At 71.6% G+C, this 15,728-nt stretch carries 19 protein-coding genes; 9 read left to right on the top strand and 10 right to left on the bottom strand.

Features of this window, described 5'->3' with window-relative positions; genetic code table 11:
* Window positions 1-12 precede the first annotated feature (12 nt).
* The 3 genes from ACWGKS_RS08060 to ACWGKS_RS08070 all read right to left on the bottom strand — a co-directional run bounded on the left by ACWGKS_RS08060 (window position 13) and on the right by ACWGKS_RS08070 (window position 2,527).
* Window positions 13-1,158, bottom strand: coding sequence for an RNA polymerase sigma factor (locus ACWGKS_RS08060; RefSeq protein WP_358509265.1), 1,146 nt, complete (start codon window positions 1,156-1,158; stop codon window positions 13-15).
* 4 nt (window positions 1,159-1,162) lie between these two features.
* Entirely contained in the window at window positions 1,163-1,570 is a 408-nt protein-coding gene (locus ACWGKS_RS08065) for a YciI family protein (RefSeq protein WP_358509268.1), read from the bottom strand.
* A gap of 216 nt (window positions 1,571-1,786) precedes the next feature.
* Window positions 1,787-2,527, bottom strand: coding sequence for a thioesterase II family protein (locus ACWGKS_RS08070; RefSeq protein ID WP_358509270.1), 741 nt, complete (start codon window positions 2,525-2,527; stop codon window positions 1,787-1,789).
* Between the two features lie 272 nt (window positions 2,528-2,799).
* Between ACWGKS_RS08070 and ACWGKS_RS08075 the strand changes: the two genes are divergently transcribed.
* A complete protein-coding gene (locus ACWGKS_RS08075; RefSeq protein WP_452522140.1) occupies window positions 2,800-4,002 on the top strand; it encodes an MFS transporter in 1,203 nt (400 codons plus the stop codon).
* Window positions 4,003-4,177: 175 nt separating this feature from the next.
* Here ACWGKS_RS08075 and ACWGKS_RS08080 read toward each other — a convergent pair whose 3' ends face one another.
* The 6 genes from ACWGKS_RS08080 to ACWGKS_RS08105 all read right to left on the bottom strand — a co-directional run bounded on the left by ACWGKS_RS08080 (window position 4,178) and on the right by ACWGKS_RS08105 (window position 8,135).
* Window positions 4,178-4,720: a copper chaperone PCu(A)C gene (locus tag ACWGKS_RS08080; RefSeq protein ID WP_358509276.1), complete on the bottom strand. Its 543-nt coding sequence runs from the start codon at window positions 4,718-4,720 to the stop codon at window positions 4,178-4,180.
* Between the two features lie 107 nt (window positions 4,721-4,827).
* Window positions 4,828-6,054, bottom strand: coding sequence for a Dyp-type peroxidase (locus ACWGKS_RS08085; RefSeq protein WP_358509279.1), 1,227 nt, complete (start codon window positions 6,052-6,054; stop codon window positions 4,828-4,830).
* Window positions 6,051-6,632 carry an SCO family protein gene (locus ACWGKS_RS08090; RefSeq protein ID WP_452522143.1) on the bottom strand — a complete coding sequence of 194 codons (582 nt, stop codon included), beginning with the start codon at window positions 6,630-6,632 and terminating at the stop codon, window positions 6,051-6,053. Before ACWGKS_RS08090 ends, ACWGKS_RS08085 begins: the two co-directional genes overlap by 4 nt.
* A 116-nt stretch (window positions 6,633-6,748) precedes the next feature.
* Window positions 6,749-7,348 carry an RNA polymerase sigma factor gene (locus ACWGKS_RS08095; RefSeq protein ID WP_452522145.1) on the bottom strand — a complete coding sequence of 200 codons (600 nt, stop codon included), beginning with the start codon at window positions 7,346-7,348 and terminating at the stop codon, window positions 6,749-6,751.
* A 17-nt stretch (window positions 7,349-7,365) separates the two neighbouring features.
* Window positions 7,366-7,545 (bottom strand): hypothetical protein, encoded by a 180-nt coding sequence (locus ACWGKS_RS08100; protein WP_452522147.1) that lies wholly within the window; start codon window positions 7,543-7,545, stop codon window positions 7,366-7,368.
* An 8-nt stretch (window positions 7,546-7,553) separates the two neighbouring features.
* Entirely contained in the window at window positions 7,554-8,135 is a 582-nt protein-coding gene (locus ACWGKS_RS08105; protein ID WP_358509288.1) for a hypothetical protein, read from the bottom strand.
* Between the two features lie 99 nt (window positions 8,136-8,234).
* On the opposite strand from ACWGKS_RS08105, the gene ACWGKS_RS08110 reads away from it, so the two are divergent.
* Together ACWGKS_RS08110 and ACWGKS_RS08115 are read left to right on the top strand one after the other, a co-directional pair.
* Window positions 8,235-9,608 (top strand): hypothetical protein, encoded by a 1,374-nt coding sequence (locus ACWGKS_RS08110; RefSeq protein ID WP_358509291.1) that lies wholly within the window; start codon window positions 8,235-8,237, stop codon window positions 9,606-9,608.
* Window positions 9,609-9,665: 57 nt separating this feature from the next.
* Window positions 9,666-10,628 carry an NAD-dependent epimerase/dehydratase family protein gene (locus ACWGKS_RS08115; protein WP_358509294.1) on the top strand — a complete coding sequence of 321 codons (963 nt, stop codon included), beginning with the start codon at window positions 9,666-9,668 and terminating at the stop codon, window positions 10,626-10,628.
* Window positions 10,629-10,682: 54 nt separating this feature from the next.
* Here the strand turns inward: ACWGKS_RS08115 and ACWGKS_RS08120 are convergent, their stop codons facing one another.
* Window positions 10,683-10,976: a hypothetical protein gene (locus ACWGKS_RS08120; protein ID WP_358509297.1), complete on the bottom strand. Its 294-nt coding sequence runs from the start codon at window positions 10,974-10,976 to the stop codon at window positions 10,683-10,685.
* Window positions 10,977-11,004: 28 nt separating this feature from the next.
* On the opposite strand from ACWGKS_RS08120, the gene ACWGKS_RS08125 reads away from it, so the two are divergent.
* The 6 genes from ACWGKS_RS08125 to ACWGKS_RS08150 all read left to right on the top strand — a co-directional run bounded on the left by ACWGKS_RS08125 (window position 11,005) and on the right by ACWGKS_RS08150 (window position 15,648).
* Window positions 11,005-11,631 (top strand): hypothetical protein, encoded by a 627-nt coding sequence (locus tag ACWGKS_RS08125; RefSeq protein ID WP_358509355.1) that lies wholly within the window; start codon window positions 11,005-11,007, stop codon window positions 11,629-11,631.
* A gap of 234 nt (window positions 11,632-11,865) precedes the next feature.
* Entirely contained in the window at window positions 11,866-12,519 is a 654-nt protein-coding gene (locus ACWGKS_RS08130) for a GTP cyclohydrolase II (RefSeq protein WP_358509300.1), read from the top strand.
* Complete coding sequence (locus tag ACWGKS_RS08135) at window positions 12,512-13,243, top strand: CDP-alcohol phosphatidyltransferase family protein (RefSeq protein WP_452455056.1); 732 nt, start codon at window positions 12,512-12,514, stop codon at window positions 13,241-13,243. Before ACWGKS_RS08130 ends, ACWGKS_RS08135 begins: the two co-directional genes overlap by 8 nt.
* 4 nt (window positions 13,244-13,247) lie before the next feature.
* Window positions 13,248-14,234, top strand: a complete 987-nt coding sequence (locus ACWGKS_RS08140) for a zinc-dependent alcohol dehydrogenase (RefSeq protein WP_358509305.1) — start codon at window positions 13,248-13,250, stop codon at window positions 14,232-14,234.
* A gap of 20 nt (window positions 14,235-14,254) precedes the next feature.
* Complete coding sequence (locus ACWGKS_RS08145) at window positions 14,255-14,653, top strand: 6-pyruvoyl trahydropterin synthase family protein (protein ID WP_358509308.1); 399 nt, start codon at window positions 14,255-14,257, stop codon at window positions 14,651-14,653.
* Window positions 14,650-15,648 carry a glycosyltransferase family 4 protein gene (locus tag ACWGKS_RS08150; RefSeq protein WP_358509311.1) on the top strand — a complete coding sequence of 333 codons (999 nt, stop codon included), beginning with the start codon at window positions 14,650-14,652 and terminating at the stop codon, window positions 15,646-15,648. Before ACWGKS_RS08145 ends, ACWGKS_RS08150 begins: the two co-directional genes overlap by 4 nt.
* Window positions 15,649-15,728: the final 80 nt, after the last annotated feature.

Below are 15,728 nucleotides of genomic sequence, written 5' to 3' on the forward strand. Positions count from 1 at the left end.
GGTGGTCGAACCTCAATGCCCCGGGCGGTGGTCGAGACGTGCCGCCCGGCGCGTCAGGTGTTCGCGTTCGGCCAGGTTGGTGGCCTTGCGGGCGGCTTCGACGTACAAGCGGGCCGCGGTGTCCAGGTCACCGGCACGCTCGTGCAGATGCCCCGCCACCGCGCTGTGGCGGGGCAACGACTCGTCCAGTTCGGCGAGCGCCGCCAGGCCGGCGGCCGGTCCGTCGGCCTCACCGACGGCCACCGCTCGGTTCAGTCTCACCACCGGGCTCCGGTTCAGTCGGACGAGTTCGTCGTACCACTCCACGATCTGTACCCAGTCGGTCTCCTCGGCCCTGAGCGCGTCCGCGTGCAGCGCGGCGATGGCGGCCTGGGCCTGGTACTCGCCCAACCGGTCCCGGTCCAGGGCCGCCCGCAGGATCCCGATCCCCTCGGAGATCGCCCCGGTGTCCCAACGACGCCGATCCTGTTCGGCCAGCGGCACCAGAGCCCCCTCGGACGTGGTCCGCGCGGGGCGCCGGGCGTGGTGCAACAGCATGAGGGCGAGCAGCCCGGCCGACTCCGGATGCTCCAAGGCGGCGTGGAGCCGGCGGGTGAGCCGGATCGCCTCGGCGGCCAGGTCGAGCTCACCGGAATAGCCCTCGTTGAAGACCAGGTAGAGGACGCGCAGCACGGTGGCCGCGTCGCCAGGACGGTCCAGGCGCACCCCGGCCACGGTGCGCTTGGCGCGGCTGATGCGCTGACCCATGGTCGCCTCGGGCACCAGGTAGGCGCGAGCGATCTGGCGGGTGGTCAGCCCACCGACCGCGCGCAGGGTGAGCGCGACCGCCGACGAGGAGCTCAGGGACGGGTGGGCGCACAGGAAGTACAACCGGAGCGTGTCGTCCACCCCGGGCGCGGGCCCGGGCTCCGGTTCTCCTTGGAGGAGCTCCTCTCGTCGACGGCGGGCGCTCTCGGAACGGGCCGCGTCGAGGAACCGTCGCCAGGCCACGGTGACCAACCACCCCTTGGCGTCCCGGGGTGGATCGGTGGGCCACACACGTAGGGCTTCGACCAGGGCGTCCTGCACGGCGTCCTCGGCCGCCGCGAATTCGGCTCCGCGACGGACCAGGATCGTCAGGACGCTCGGGGTGAGGCCGCGCAGCAGGACCTCGTCCACCGGCTCAGTCCTCGATGGTGGGCGGCTCGGTCAGGAAGGGTCGCAGTTCGAGCCACTCGTGGATGGGCCGCCCGCCGGCGCCGGGGGCCGCCGAGAGCTCCGCGGCCAGTTCCAGGGCGCGTTCACGGCTGTCGACGTCGATGACCATCCATCCGGCGATGAGGTCCTTGGTCTCGGCGAAGGGACCGTCGGTGACCGGCGGCCGGCCCTCTCCGTCGTAGCGCACGAACGTGCCCTCTGGGGCCAGGGCCTGGGCGTCGACGAACTCCCCGCTCTTCTCCAGCCGGTCGGCGAAGTCGCGCATGTACTTCATGTGCGCGGAGATCTCCTGCGACGTCCACTGGTCCATGGGCACGTCGTTGACCGCCGCCGGAGCGCCCCGGTAGTGCTTGAGCAACAGATACTTGGCCATGGTGATCCTCCTCGGTCTCCGCGACCCATCATGGTCGCCTTCATCCCTGGGACGGAGCGGGCCACGGGTTCTCGACATCCGGGCGAAGGTTTTTTCGTGGAAGGGAGCGGTCACACCGCGGCCGGCGGCGCGCGAGATCCCCCGATAGGTCCAGGTCACCACAACGAAGGCCCCCGCGCCACCCTCGGTGAGGTGGCCTGTGGACAAGTCCGGGGGTCAGGGAAGGACGGCCTGGATGTCCTTGGTGATGCGCGCGACCAGCTCGCCGGTGCGGCCGGTGAAGTAGAAGTGACCGCCGGGCAGGGTGTGGTGTGCGAAGTCGCCTTGGACGTGGTCGCCCCAACCGGACAGGCGCTCGGGGGTCATACCGAGGTCCTCGGCGCCACCGAAGACCGACAGCGGAACCCGCAGGGGCGGGGCCTGGGGGTCGGGGCTCCAGGTGTCGACCACCTGCAGGTCGGCGCGGACCAGCGGTTCGACGTAGGCCCACAGCTCGGGGTCCTCCAGCGCGTGGTGCGGGGTGCCGCCCATCTCCGCGATGGCCTCACGCAGGCGTCCGGAGGGGACGCGATGTCGGGGTTGGGCCCGTTCGGGGCCGGGGGCGGGGCTCCAAGAGGAGGCGCCCAGCCAGGCGGGCGGTGTTTCGGTCAGGCGGTGGGTCATCTCGTAGGCGATCAGGGCGCCCATGCTGTGCCCGAACAGACCGTAGGGGCGGTCGAGTTCGGGACGCACGACGTCGCACAGGTGATCGGCCAGGGATCCGGCCTCGCGGAAGGGTTCCTCGCCGGACCTGCGCGCCCGCCCGGGGGCGTCCACCAGGCAGATCTCCCAGTCGGAGGGAAAGTGCCGAACCCACCCGCGGTATCCCAGGTGCGAGCCGCCCGCGTGGTGCAGGACGAAGAGCCGAAAACGGCTGTGGGGTACGGATCTGAGCCGGGTCAGGGCGCCCTCGTGCACGGGTCTGCTCGCCTTCTTACTTACGGGTAACAAAGCGAACCTACCAGTCGGTAATCATTTTCGGACAACCGGGAGCACCCACCCGCCTCCTCCCCGTGACCGAACTCGCACACGTCCATCAGCCGTCCACCCGCTCTCGCCTCGGCACCGGACCACACCGGCCCTTACCACCTCGCCTGCCCACCACCCGCAGGCGCGAAAACCACTCGTGTGGGCGGCTCCGGGTCAGGCACACTGACCGCTGGTCGACGATCCGGAGCGAGGGGCGTGCGGTGGGGTGGGTTCCAGGGGCGCTACGGCACCGGCGTCTACGCCTGCTGCTGACAGGCCGCGGCCTCGGCGACCTGGGGGCCGAGATGCTCCCCGTGGCGATGGTGGGCCTGGTGCTGGTCGAACATGGTCCCCTGCTGCTGGGCCTGGTGTTGGGGGGACGAGGGGCCACCGGGTCACTGTTCGCACTGCTGACCGGCGCCCTGCTCACCCGGGTGCGCAAGTCCACCGCACTGGTCTTCAACGACACCGTGCAGGCGGCGGTGATGGCCGCCTTCGCTTTGGGCCCCGACGCGGCCTGGTGGCCACTGGTCCTGGCGGCGCTGAGCGGGGTGTCGGGATCGGTGGCCGAACCCGCCGCCGGTTCGATGATGCCACTGATCGTGCCCGCCGAGCGGCTACGGGAGGCCAACGCCCTGCGCAACATCGTGGGCCGCGCCGCCGGTATCACCGGTCCCGCTCTGGCCGGGGTATTGGTCGTGGTCTTGGACGTGCGCACCGTGTTCTGGCTCATCGCCGCCCTGTTCGTGGTGTGCGCGGGTGTGCTGGCACTGATCCGCGAGACCCCGCCCATCGGCGAGCGGACCACCGAGACCATGGGGGCGAGCCTGCGCGCGGGCCTGTGCGAGGTGGTGCGCCGCCCCTGGGTACTGGCCATCATCGCGGTGGCCACCCTCCAGGCCCCGACCACGCTGGCCCCCGGGTTCGTGCTGTTGCCGATCGTGGTCGCCGACTCCTATCCCGCGCCCGTCTACGGACTGGCCCTGTCGTGCATGGCCGCCGGGCAACTGGTGGGCGGAGTCCTGTCCACCCGGTGGAACCCGGCCCGTCCGGGGCTGGTGTCCTTGGTAGGGACGCTGTTCTTCCCGCTGACCCTGCTCGGGTTGGCCCTGACCGTGCCGGCGCCGATCCTGTTGACCGGTTACGTGGCCACCGGCGCGGGTTTCATGTTGTTCGGTGTGTACTGGTACACCGCCCTGCAACGCTCCATCCCCCAGGAGAGACTGAGCGTGGTCATCGGCGTCGACCAGGTCGGCAGCTTCGGACTGGAACCGGTCGGATACGCGGTGGCCGGCGCCCTGGCCCAGGCCGTGGGCGCCCGGCCGGTCCTGTACTGGGCGGCCGTGGTGGGCATCACCACCAGCCTGCTGCCGCTCCTGGTTCCGGGGGTGGACCGTCTGGCCGACCCCGAACCCGAGCGCTGAAAGGCCCGCCCCTTCTCGGGAACCCCACGCCCTCCCCCGGCGACGTCGGTGGTCGAGCACCGATCACCACTTCGTGGCCGTGGCCGCCGCCCTGGCCCGGGCCACGCCGGTCCTGGGGGGCCTCCCTACTGTTGTTCCCGGGCGTGGGCACGGCTCCGGAGGCGCTCGGGTGACCTCAGTGGTGGTCGTGCCCCTCGGAACGCTCGCCCTGGTCCGCACCCCCGGTCATCTCCAGCACCGGAACCTCCAACCGCGCCTCGACCCCACTCGCGAAATCGATCGTGACGGTGACCTCGTCCCCGACCCGCAGCGGGTCGGGGATGTCTTCGACCATCACGTGGTAGCCACCCTGGACGAAGGTGGTGGTGCCACCGGCCGGTACCGGGATCTCCTCGACCGGTCGCATGATCACCGCCCCCTCCTCGTTGCTCTCGCTGTTGTGCAGACCGGCCTGCGGCGAGGCGCTGGTGCGCACCCCCACCACGGCGTCGTCATCGGAGGCGGTGTTGGTGATCGTCAGATAGACCACCCCCACCTCGGGGTTGGCCGGCTCCGGCATCCAGGCGTCCTCGACCATCAGCTCCCCCACACGGGCCCGACCACCGGGCTCGGCGGCCGCCCCGGCCGGATCGGCCTCCCCCGGGTCGGTGACGGTGCCACAGGCCACCACCGAACACAGGGCGAGGGCTGCCAGGGCGATGCGATGTGGGTAACGCATGGGGGTGCCTTTCTTCGGGGACGCTCCGTCGGGGACGCTCACCCCAACACGTCGCCCACGCACCCCACCGGGTTCCCACGACCCACGTGGAAACCCGGTGACGCCGCTCACCCCCACAACTCCGATCCCGGCACCTGCCCCTCGTCCCTCACCGGCGGCACCGCGAACACCGCGCTCCCCTCATGGCGGATGTACTCACCGAGCGCGTCCCCGCCCTCGTCCAGACTCCGCTGCACGGCGGTGAAACCGGTACGCGGGTCGGCCTGCCAGGCGGTGAACAACAATCCCGCGTCCACCCTCCCCTCCGAGTCCCACCCCAGGTCGTAGTCGAAGCCGCGCCGGAGCATGCGCGCCCCCAGGGTGTTCTCCGGGGAGGCCAACCGGATGTGCGCGTCCGGGGCGATCACCGGCCGCCCCCCATCGTCCCGGGCCACCAGGTTCGGCCGATCGTCCTCCCTCGAACCGCCCAGGGGCGCCCCATCGTCCAGACGCCGACCCACCACACGTTCCCGCTCGTCTTCGGAGAGCGCGAACCAGCCCTCCAACAGCATGCGGATCCGGCGCACCACCACGTAGGTGCCACCGTCCATCCACGCCGTGGCCGGTTCGGGGTGGGCGGCCAGGACCTGCGAGGCGAACACCGCCTGGTCCGGGTGCGGGTTGACCGTGCCGTCGACCTGGCCCATGAGGTTGCGCGGGGTGGCCGAGGGGTCCTTGGCGGTGACCGCGCCGCGCCGAAAGCCCGGCAGCGCCCACCGCACCCGCACACGCCCTCCCGCGAGGTCGACCAGGTGGCGGGCGGCGGCCCCGGCCACCACCGGGTCCTCCGCGCCCACGTGCAGCATCAGATCCCCGCCGCACCACTCCTCACGGAGTCGGTCGCCGGCGAAGTCAGGCAGATCCTCCAGCTCCTCGGGTCTCCGATCGCCCAGACCGGCCCGCTCCAACAGGGAGCCGCCCAACCCCAGGGTGACCCCCAACGAGGCCGGACGCAGCCCTTGGGTGGGCGCGCCCTCCACCACCCCCTCCAGCCCGTGTTCGTGCAACGCCCGGATCTCCTCCCCCCAGGACTCCAACACCTCGCCGGCCCGGGCCGCCACCTCCTCCGGGCCGTCCCCGACCACCTCCAGCGCCACCACCCGCACATGGGAAGGGGTGGGGGTGAGCAACGCCGGCGGCAACCCGTCCCGGTACCCGCCCCGGGACAGCGTCACCGCCAAGGCCGGGTCGGGCTCCGGGCGGCTCACACCCGCACCCAACAGGCCACCGGCGGCCAACCCCACCGCCCCGGCCGCTCCACCGGTCAACAGTCCACGCCGGGAGGGCCCCCTCACAACAACTCCTCGGCCAACACCGGAAGCAGTTCGGCCACCTGGTCGGCCTCCACCCCCTCGTCGAACATGCCGGCGGCCTCACCACCCTCGGTCAGGACGATGATCCGCCCACCGTGGGAGACCAGGTAGTCGCCCTCGGTCTCCTGCGGCGCCTCGATGGGGATCCCGTAGTCGCCGGCGGCCGCCACGATGTCCTCGATTTCGCCCCGCACCCCCTGGAACCCGGGGTCGAAGCGGTCCAACCAGGAACGCAACTGCTCGTCGGTGTCCCGGGCCGGGTCACTGGTCACCATGACCACGTCCACGTCATCGGCGACCTCCCCCGCCTCCTCCAGGGCCAGGTCGATCTCGGCCATGGTCATCGGGCACACGTCCGGGCAGCTCGTGTATCCGAAGAACAACAGGGTGAGCCGGTCGGGGTCCACGTCGGTGAACCGCCAGGCCTCACCGTCCACGTCCACCAACTCCGCCGCGGAGGCCGCCATCGGCTCATCGGACAGGTCCATGTAGTGCTCGACCTCGTCCAGGCCACCACCGGCGGAACAGGCCACCCCGCTCAACAGCGCGGTCGCGGCCACGACCGCACCTACAGGCCGCCACAGCCGGGACGAGGCGGATCGGGCGGTCACGGGTTCATTCACGTCAGGTCTTTCCGTTCTCATCTGATCAACGTCCAAGGACACGCGGTGGACCCTCACGCCGCCTCGCGCACCAGCCGGGCCAGGTCCCTGCGCCCGCGCGCCACACGCGAGCGCACCGTGCCCACCGGCACCCCCAACAGCGCCGCGGCCTCGGCGTAGGGCACCCGGTGCACCTGGGTCAGCACGAAGGCCCGGCGGCGCTGCTCGGGCAACTCCTCCAGCAGCGCCGCCAGCGCCAGGTACTCGTCGAAACGGCCAGGGGAGGCCGCCCCGTCGCCCAGACAGCCCTCCACGTCCCGTACCGGATCGGTACGCGGGGTGCGCTCGCGCGCCCGGTAGCGATCCACCACGGTGTGGCGGGCCACCGACAACAACCACGCCCGCACCGGTGCCCGACCCGAGTAGCGGGGCAGGCCGCGCAGGGCACGGGTGTAGGTCTCCTGGGTCAGGTCGTCCACCCAGGTCGGGTCGACCCTGCGAGCGATGTAGCGCCGCACGTCCTCACGGGTCAGCGTGAACAGCGCGTCGATCGCCTCGGGGGCGCCCCGCCCGGCGCGCAACGCCAGACGGGACAGGTTCGAGGGGTCTTCTTCGTTCGAGGTCACCGGTGTGGTCGCCACTGTCGCGCGCACACCGCCTTCACCCACGGTCATCACATTCGAGCCTTCGGTCATCGCACGCGTCCACACCCGGCCACGGCACGACCTATGGAGGGCATGACCGAGGTCAGGAGGGCGCGGGCGTCCTGGCGACGCCACGAGGCGCCGAGGGAACACGCCAGGGCCGCCCCGCGGACGAACACGCCGACCACAGCCACGGCGCGCCGGGCGCGCCACAGGGGCCGGTTCACGCTCGCCCTCAGGCGGCGAGCAGGACCGGTGGACCTCTCAGGACCCGGGTGTGGCGCAGCACCGAAGGCCCGGCCGGCAACGGCCGGTCCGGTGGAGCGAACCGGGAGGCGAGCACCGGCTCCGGGCTCGGCAGCGCCCCGACCACCAGCAACAACGGCACCAGGGACAGCGCCATGAACCGTAAGAAGGCGAAGAGGGCGTCCTCGCCCAACCGCAACCACCAGGCGCTCACCAACGCCATGACCACGTGCATCGCGATCATGGCCCACGCCGGCATCGACTGCGCGGCCATCTCGCCCACACCGTGGCCACCGTGGCCGCCACCCCATCCCTGGGCGGCACTGAAGGTCACGTGCAGCGCGAACTGGCCCCAGAGCATGCGGGCGGTCAACGCCCACACCCCAAGACGCCGTGTGGTCGAGGCCCAGGCCATCACCCACACCAGCGCGCCGCCCGGCACCAATCCGAGCAGTGGTACGTCCTGCCCCGAACTCAGCGCGTGTCCGATCGCGGACAGGCTCGCGCACACCAGGGTGAACACCCCGGCGCGCAGCGCTCGGCAAGGCGGACTCTTCGACATCGCCCTCATCGTCGCACCCGCTCACGCCACCCGCGTACCGGGGTAGGAGGACTCCTCGTCCCCTGTTCTAGACTCGACGACGTTCCCGGTGTGAGAAGAGGCCCGCTTGTGACCCTGTCCCCGCTCGCCCTACTGCGCGAGTGGCCCGCGCGTACCGATGACACGGCCCTCCAGGAGTTCGTGCTCATCGGCAACCGGCTCGACCTGCCGGCCCTGGAACGTCACGTGCTGCCCACCGCACAGGAGATGGGCGCCGCGATCACCGTGCTCGGCGTCACCGCGCCCGGGGCCGAACCGGCGGCGCTGTCCCGGCCCGACCGCACCCTGGCCCTGATCGAGGCCGATGCCCCCGACCCGCTGCCCGAACTGGCGCTGTTGGTGGGTGGAGCACACGTGGTGGCGGCCTTCGGCGGTGGCGCCCCGGCCGCGGAGCGACGTCCCTGGACCGTACTGAGCGGTGGCCCCCAAGGGGTGCCCTGGGCGTTGGCCGACCTGGGCGCGTGGCTGCGTCTGCGCGCGAGCGCGCCCGCCGTGCCCGCCGCCATGGCCGAGCGTCTCTCCCTGGTGGCCGACCTCGTGGAGGATCTGCTGCTGACCGACCCGGTGGAGTCCGACGCTCGGATCCTGCACGACGGTGAGGACTCCCTGCTGACCCGGCTACCGCAAGGCCCCGTGAGCGAGTTGTGCCTGTACGCCCCGCTGCGCGGCGCCGACGCGCCCACGTTGCGGTCCCTGGCCCGACACCTGGCCCCGGAGCGGGTGGTGCTGGCCCTGCCCCCGGACTGGCCCGACGAGGACACCGAGCGGGCGCTGCGCGTCCTGGCCGACGCGGGGTTGAAGGCCCAGGCCCGCACCGTCCCCGACGGCCACCCCGCGCACGGTGGGCTCCTGGAGTGGGAGGACCACCAGGGGCGGTACGCCCTGACCCTGGGTTCGCGCCTGAGCGCCCTGACCCGCACCGGGCAGGGCACGCTCACCGCCCTGGTCCCGGCCACCGCGCCACCGGAACCCGTCACCGCCCAGGACGACGATCACCTGGCCGATCTCCTGGTGGAGTCGGGTGATCCGGGCTGGACCGTGGGGTTCGACTCCGGCCTGTACCGGGTGCACGGTTCCTTCACCAACCCCGTACCCGTGGCGGCCCGGGTCGTCGAACTCCTGGACCGGCGAGTCCAGGGGCCGGGGCCCGTGCTGGTGCACGCCCAAGGCCCCAAGGCCTGGGCGTTGCTGGTGTGGAGCCGACCGATGATGCTGCTGGCCTCGGCCCCCAGGGGCAGCGCCTGGCGTCTGTACCGGGTCGATCCACCCGCCACCCCCGCCTCCCGGTTGGGCGGCGAGGGCCTGTCCCAGGTGGGGTTGGTGCGCACCAGCGCTCCCCTGCACCGGGCCCCGCACCGCGACATCGGCGCTTTCCTGCACACTCTGAACACCGACCACATCACCCTGCTCGAAAACGTCGGGTTCTTGGACAAACCCATGTGAACCACCACTGGTGCCGGTGCGGGGCGGTGCGATGACCTCCCGCTAGAGTCGACACTCATGCGGATTCTCGTACTGGGCGGTACCTCCTTCGTGGGCCGGTTCATCGTCACCAACGCCATAGAGCGGGGCCACGACGTCACCCTGTTCAATCGGGGCCGGACCGGCACCGAGCTCTTCCCAGGGGTGAAACGCCTGGTCGGAGACCGTGACGACGGGGAACTGTCCTCCCTGGAGGAGGGTTCCTTCGACGCCGTGGTGGACGTCAGCGGCATGGTCCCGCGTCACGTGCGCCAGGCCGCCCGGGTTCTCCAGGACCGGGTGGACCGCTACCTGTTCATCTCCACCAACGCCGTGTACGCCCCCGGGGCCGGCCCCGGCGCCGATGAGACGGCCCCCTTGAAGGAACCGGAGTGGAACACCGAGGTGATCGGCGCGACCACCTACGGGACGCTCAAGGTCGCCTGCGAACACGAACTCGACACCCACTTCGGTGATCGCGCCACCATCGTGCGCCCCGGCATGCTCGCCGGACCCCACGACAACGTCGACCAGTTCACCTACTGGGTACGAAGAGTCGCCCGGGGCGGGAAGGTCGTCCTACCCGGAGACCCCGGCCAACCCGTGCAGATCCTGGACGTGCGCGACCTGGCCCACCTGGTGGTGCGCCTGCTCGAACAGGACCTGGGCGGGGTGTACAACGCCATGGGCCCGGCCCGCCCCCTCACCCTGTCCGAGATGATCCACACCTGCGCCCGGGCGGCCCGGGCCGGCATCGACCTGGTGCTGGTGCCACCGGAGACCGTCATGGCCCGTTTCCCCCTGGTGCGCTCCGACCGCACCTGGGAACAGTCCTTCCAACGCGACTTCAGTCGCGCACGCGAGGTCGGACTGCCCTCCACCCCGTTGGAGACCACCGCCGCCGACGTGTTGGCGTGGGATCGCGAACGGGGCGAACCACCCCTGGAGCCGGCCCCCGACCCGCAGGTGGAACGCAACCTGTTGGCCTACATCCAGGGCTAGGGCGCCGGGCACGTGAGAACCCGGCGGAGGTGGGGGCGAGGGCGAGGCCTCGCGCTACCCGTCCCGACCGGAGCGCCCCACCCCTGGGCGCGCCGCCCGGGAAAGACGCCGCCACAGAGCCCGCGTCCGACCCACCCAAGAGCGATCCTCGGCCCTCTCCTGGGGCACGTCCGGCGCCCCCACCCCACCGCCCTCACCTTGACCGATCTCGGCCGCCCGGGCGTGCAGACGCTCCCTGATCTGGTCCGGGGTGTAGGCACGACGCTGCCGCTCGGCACGCACGATCGCCACCCCACTGGCCGCCACACCCACGAAAGCGGCCACTCCCAACGCTTTCCACCACTTCATGGCTCCTAGGCTAGGCCTTGTGACGAACATGAGCATGTCCTTGGACGAGGCGGTGGAGTCGACCCGCACCGGAGACCTGTGGGTCTTCCGGGGCACCAGCGTGCCCGACCGGGCCATCCAGATCACCACCAACAGCCCCGTCAACCACGTCGGGATGTCGCTGGTCATCGACGACCTGCCCCCGCTGATGTGGCACGCCGAACTGGGCCGTTCCCTGGTGGACATGTGGACCGGCACCCACCAGCGCGGGGTCCAACTGCACGACCTGCGCGACGCCGTCCTGGTGTGGGGCCGCCGCTACGGCCAACAGGGCTGGCTGCGCCAACTCGACCCACTCGCCGACCGGGCCATGGAGGACGCCGCCCTGCGCACGGTCGCCCGACTCAACGGCACCCCCTTCCCCTCCACCGCCCAACTGGCCGGACGCTGGGCCCTGGGACGCATGCCCTTCGGCCGCGCCGCGCGCGAGCGACGCCTGGAGACCGCCTACTGCGCCGAGGTCGTCGCCCTGACCTACGAGGAGATGGGCCTGCTGCCCAAGGGCAAAAGCCCCGGCTACTACGACCCCGGCCGGTTCTGGAGCGGCGACTCCCTGACCCTGCAAGGCGAGTCCACCCTGGGCGGAGAGATCCGAATCCAACTGCCCTATCTCTAAGCGCCTCCGCTAGCGCTTCAGCGTGTTCGGGCGCCTGGGAGTCAAGAACCTTCGGCACCTTTGGCGTGATAGCGAAAAAGCGTGCTATCCCACCGCCGGCACCTCCAGAACCTTGACGGCGCCCGAACGATAACCCCCGTGGATCATGGGCCAGGGCCCGGACCAGGTTTCGTGGCCACGGCGATGGGGCAAGCGCCCGGGTGTGCCGCCTCCGGCGGCGGGAGAAGGAGGCCGATGAGCGAGCACCCACTGGGCGAGGACGACGTCGCCGAATCCCGACTGGCCCTGCGAGGGGCACACCTGCGGTGTCTGGCCTTTCGCGACCCCGTCGACCGGAGGGAACACCTGGCCCTGGTCCTGGGCGAGGTCACCGACGTCGAGGACGTCCTCGTGCGCGTGCACTCCGAATGCGTCACCGGTGACGTCTTCGGCGCGCTGCGTTGCGAATGCGGCGACCAGCTCCACGCCGCCCTGGACCGCGTCATCGTCGAGGGACGCGGTGTCCTGGTCTACCTGCGCGGCCACGAGGGCCGCGGCATCGGCCTGCTCGACAAGGTCCGCACCATGGGTCTACAGGACCGCCGTGGCCTGGACACCGTGGACTCGGCCACCGCGCTGGGCCTGCCCGTGGACGTACGCGACTACGCCCCCGCCGCCCGCATCCTGCGCCACCAGGGCGTGCGCTCGATCCGGTTGCTGTCCAACAACCCCGACAAGGTCCTCGCCCTCCAAGACCACGGCCTCAAGGTCACCACCCGCCTACCGCTACTGGTCGACGCCCACACCGACAACATCGACTACCTGACCGCCAAACGCGACCGGCTCGGCCACGACCTCCCCCACCTGGACCACTCCCCCGGCCTCGGAGCCGGCGGCACCCGTGACTGACCGCGCCGGCCACCACCTGAGCGCCCGGCCGGCCACCGCGCTCACCATCGCCGTGTGCGCCGGAGCGGCCCTACTGGCGCTCCTGACCCTCACCACCGGCTTGGGCGCACCCGGCTGGACGGCCGCCATCCTGTACACGCTCCTGGCCACGGCACTGTTGGGGGCGGCCCTTCGCCGCTACCACCACCGGCCCCTGGGCCCGGCCGACCTGGTCACCTCGGCCCGCGTCGTCCTCATCGGCGTCGTCACCGCCCTGGTCGCCGACGGCGACCACACCTGGGCCCTGATCGTCTTCGCCGTGCCCGCGATGGCGCTGGACGCGGTCGACGGCCTCGTCGCACGCGGCACCCGCACCTGCTCCGACTTCGGCGCCCGCTTCGACATGGAGGCCGACGCCTTCCTCATCCTCGTGCTCAGCGTCCAGGTCGCCCAAGACCTGGGGCCCTGGGTACTACTGATCGGCGCGATGCGCTACCTGTTCGGCGCCGCCGCCCTGGTCCTGCCCCGACTACACGACCCCCTACCGCCCGCCCCGGCCCGCAAGACCATCGCCGCCGCCCAACCCATCGTGCTCACCGTCGCCGTCTCGGGCATACTTCCCCCACCGGCAACGACCATCACCGTGGCCACGGCATTGACCGCGCTGTCGTGGTCGTTCACACGCGACGTGGCGGGACTGTGGCGCCCGCGCCCACCCCGGACCACCGCCACCGAAGGGAGCTGAGTCAATGGGACGGACCGCACGCGCCTTCTGGGTACGCTCACCCGGACAAGGCGAGATCCGACAGGTCGACCTACCCGAACCCGCCCCCGACCAGGTCCTGGTGCGCACCCTGCACTCCGGCATCAGCCGAGGCACCGAGACCCTCGTCTTCGGCGGCGGGGTCCCACCCAACCAGTACGGCGTCATGCGCGCCCCCTTCCAAGAGGGCGACTTCCCCGGGCCCCTCAAGTACGGCTACCTCAACGTGGGCGTGGTCGAACAAGGCCCCTCCCACCTGCTCGGGCGCACCGTCTTCACCCTCTACCCCCACCAGACCCACTTCGTGGTCCCCGCCGCGGCCGTCTCCCCCGTACCCGAAGGTGTTCCCGCCCACCGCGCCATCCTGGCAGGCACCGTCGAAACGGCCGTCAACGCCCTCTGGGACGCCGCGCCCCTCATCGGCGACCAGGTCACCGTCGTCGGCGCCGGCATGGTGGGCTGCTGCGTGGCCCGCCTGCTCTCCCAGATGCCCGGAACCCACGTACAACTGGTCGACATCGACCCCGACCGGGCCGAGGTCGCCCAACGCCTGGGGGTCGAGTTCGCCCTACCCGACGACGCCGTGGGCGATCGCGACCTGGTCTTCCACACCAGCGCCAGCGAAGCGGGCCTCATCCGCTGCCTGGAACTGCTCCACCCCGAGGGCGAGGTCGTGGAACTGAGCTGGTACGGAGACCGGCAGGTCATCCTGCCGCTGGGCGAGGACTTCCACTCCCACCGCCTGGCCGTACGCGCCAGCCAGGTCGGCATGATCTCCCCGGCCCGCAGGTCCCGCTACGACCACGCCCAACGCCTGGCGCTGGCTCTGCGTCTGCTCACCGACCCGGCCTTCGACTCCCTGCTCAGCGGACACAGCCACTTCGAGGAACTGCCCGCACTGCTGCCCGAACTCGCCCAGGGGCACCGGCCCGCGCTGTGCCACCGCATCTCCTACGACCCGCCCCGGCACTGACCCGAAGCGAGGAGGACCGTTTGTTCAGCGTCACCGTCCGCGACCACCTCATGGTCGCCCACAGCCTCACCGGTGAGGTGTTCGGCCCCGCCCAGGCCCTGCACGGGGCCACGTTCGTAGTGGACGCGACCCTGCACCGACCCGAGCTGGACCCCGACAACATCGTGGTGGACATCGGCGCCGCCACCCGCGAACTCGGCCGGGTCGTGGGCGAGCTGAACCACCGCAACCTCGACCAGGTCCCCGAGTTCGCCGGCGTCAACACCTCCACCGAGTACCTGGCCAAGGTGATCGCCGACCGCCTGGCCGAACGCGTCGCCCAAGGAGCGATGGGACCCAACGCGCGGGGCCTGACCTCGATCTCGGTGACCCTGCATGAGTCCCACGTGGCCTGGGCCCGCTACCAACGCGACCTTTGACGATCCCGTTCCTGGTCCCCGACTCCACCACGCCCAGCGGCGGCACCCTGTACGACCTGCGCCTGGCCCGGGCCGGGACCGGGCTGGGCATCGTCGCCCTACCGGGTGCGTGGCCGTGCCCGGGCCCGGCGGGGACACGGGCGTTGGAGCGGGCCCTGGACCGGGTGCCCGACGGCGGTCGGGTGCTGCTCGACGGTTTGGTGGCCTGCGCGCTGCCCGAGGTGATCGTTCCCCACGCGCGGCGGCTACGCCCGGTGGTACTGGTCCACCTACCGCTGGCCATGGAAGGCGGACTGGACCCCGACACCGCACGTGACCTGGACTCGCGCGAACGCCGGGTGTTGGAATCGTGCTCCGCGGTGGTGGCCACCGGCCGGTGGGCGGCCGCTCACCTCAGCGCGCACCATGGCCTGCCCGAGGTGGCCGTGGTGCCCCCGGGCGTGGAAACGGCCCCTCTCGCCCGTGGCACGGCGCCCGGGACCCCGCCCCGATTGCTCTGCGTGGCCTCACTGACCCCTCGCAAGGGACACCGGGTGCTCTTCGAGGCACTGCGACACCTCACCGACCTGGACTGGGAATGCGTGTGCGTGGGCCCGGGCAGGCCCCCACCCGCACCCGCGGGTGTGCGCTTCACCGGCCCCCTGCGCGGCGCGGACCTGGACGCCGCCTACGACCGGGCCGACCTGCTGGTACTGCCCTCCCTGGCCGAAACCTACGGAATGGTCGTCACCGAGGCCCTGGCCCGGGGCGTCCCGGTTCTGGCCAGTGACGTGGGCGGGGTTCCCGAGGCCCTGGGCGGATCCTCCCACTCGGGCACACCCGGCATGTCGGTGCCCGCCGGGAGGGTCGAGGAATGGGCCCGGGCACTACGCCTCTGGCTGAGCGATCCCCGCACGCGCCACCGATGGCGGGTCGCGGCGCACGCGCGCCGCACCACCCTGCGGGGTTGGGACGAGTCCGCCCGCGCCCTTGGTCACGTCCTGGACCAGGTCTGAGTCCACCCCGGGTGTGATCCGCTTCTCGCCCGCTTCGCACGTGGTACGGACATCCGCGATGATATCGTGCACTCACTGCA

It is taken from the genome of Nocardiopsis sp. NPDC055879 (genome assembly GCF_053615935.1).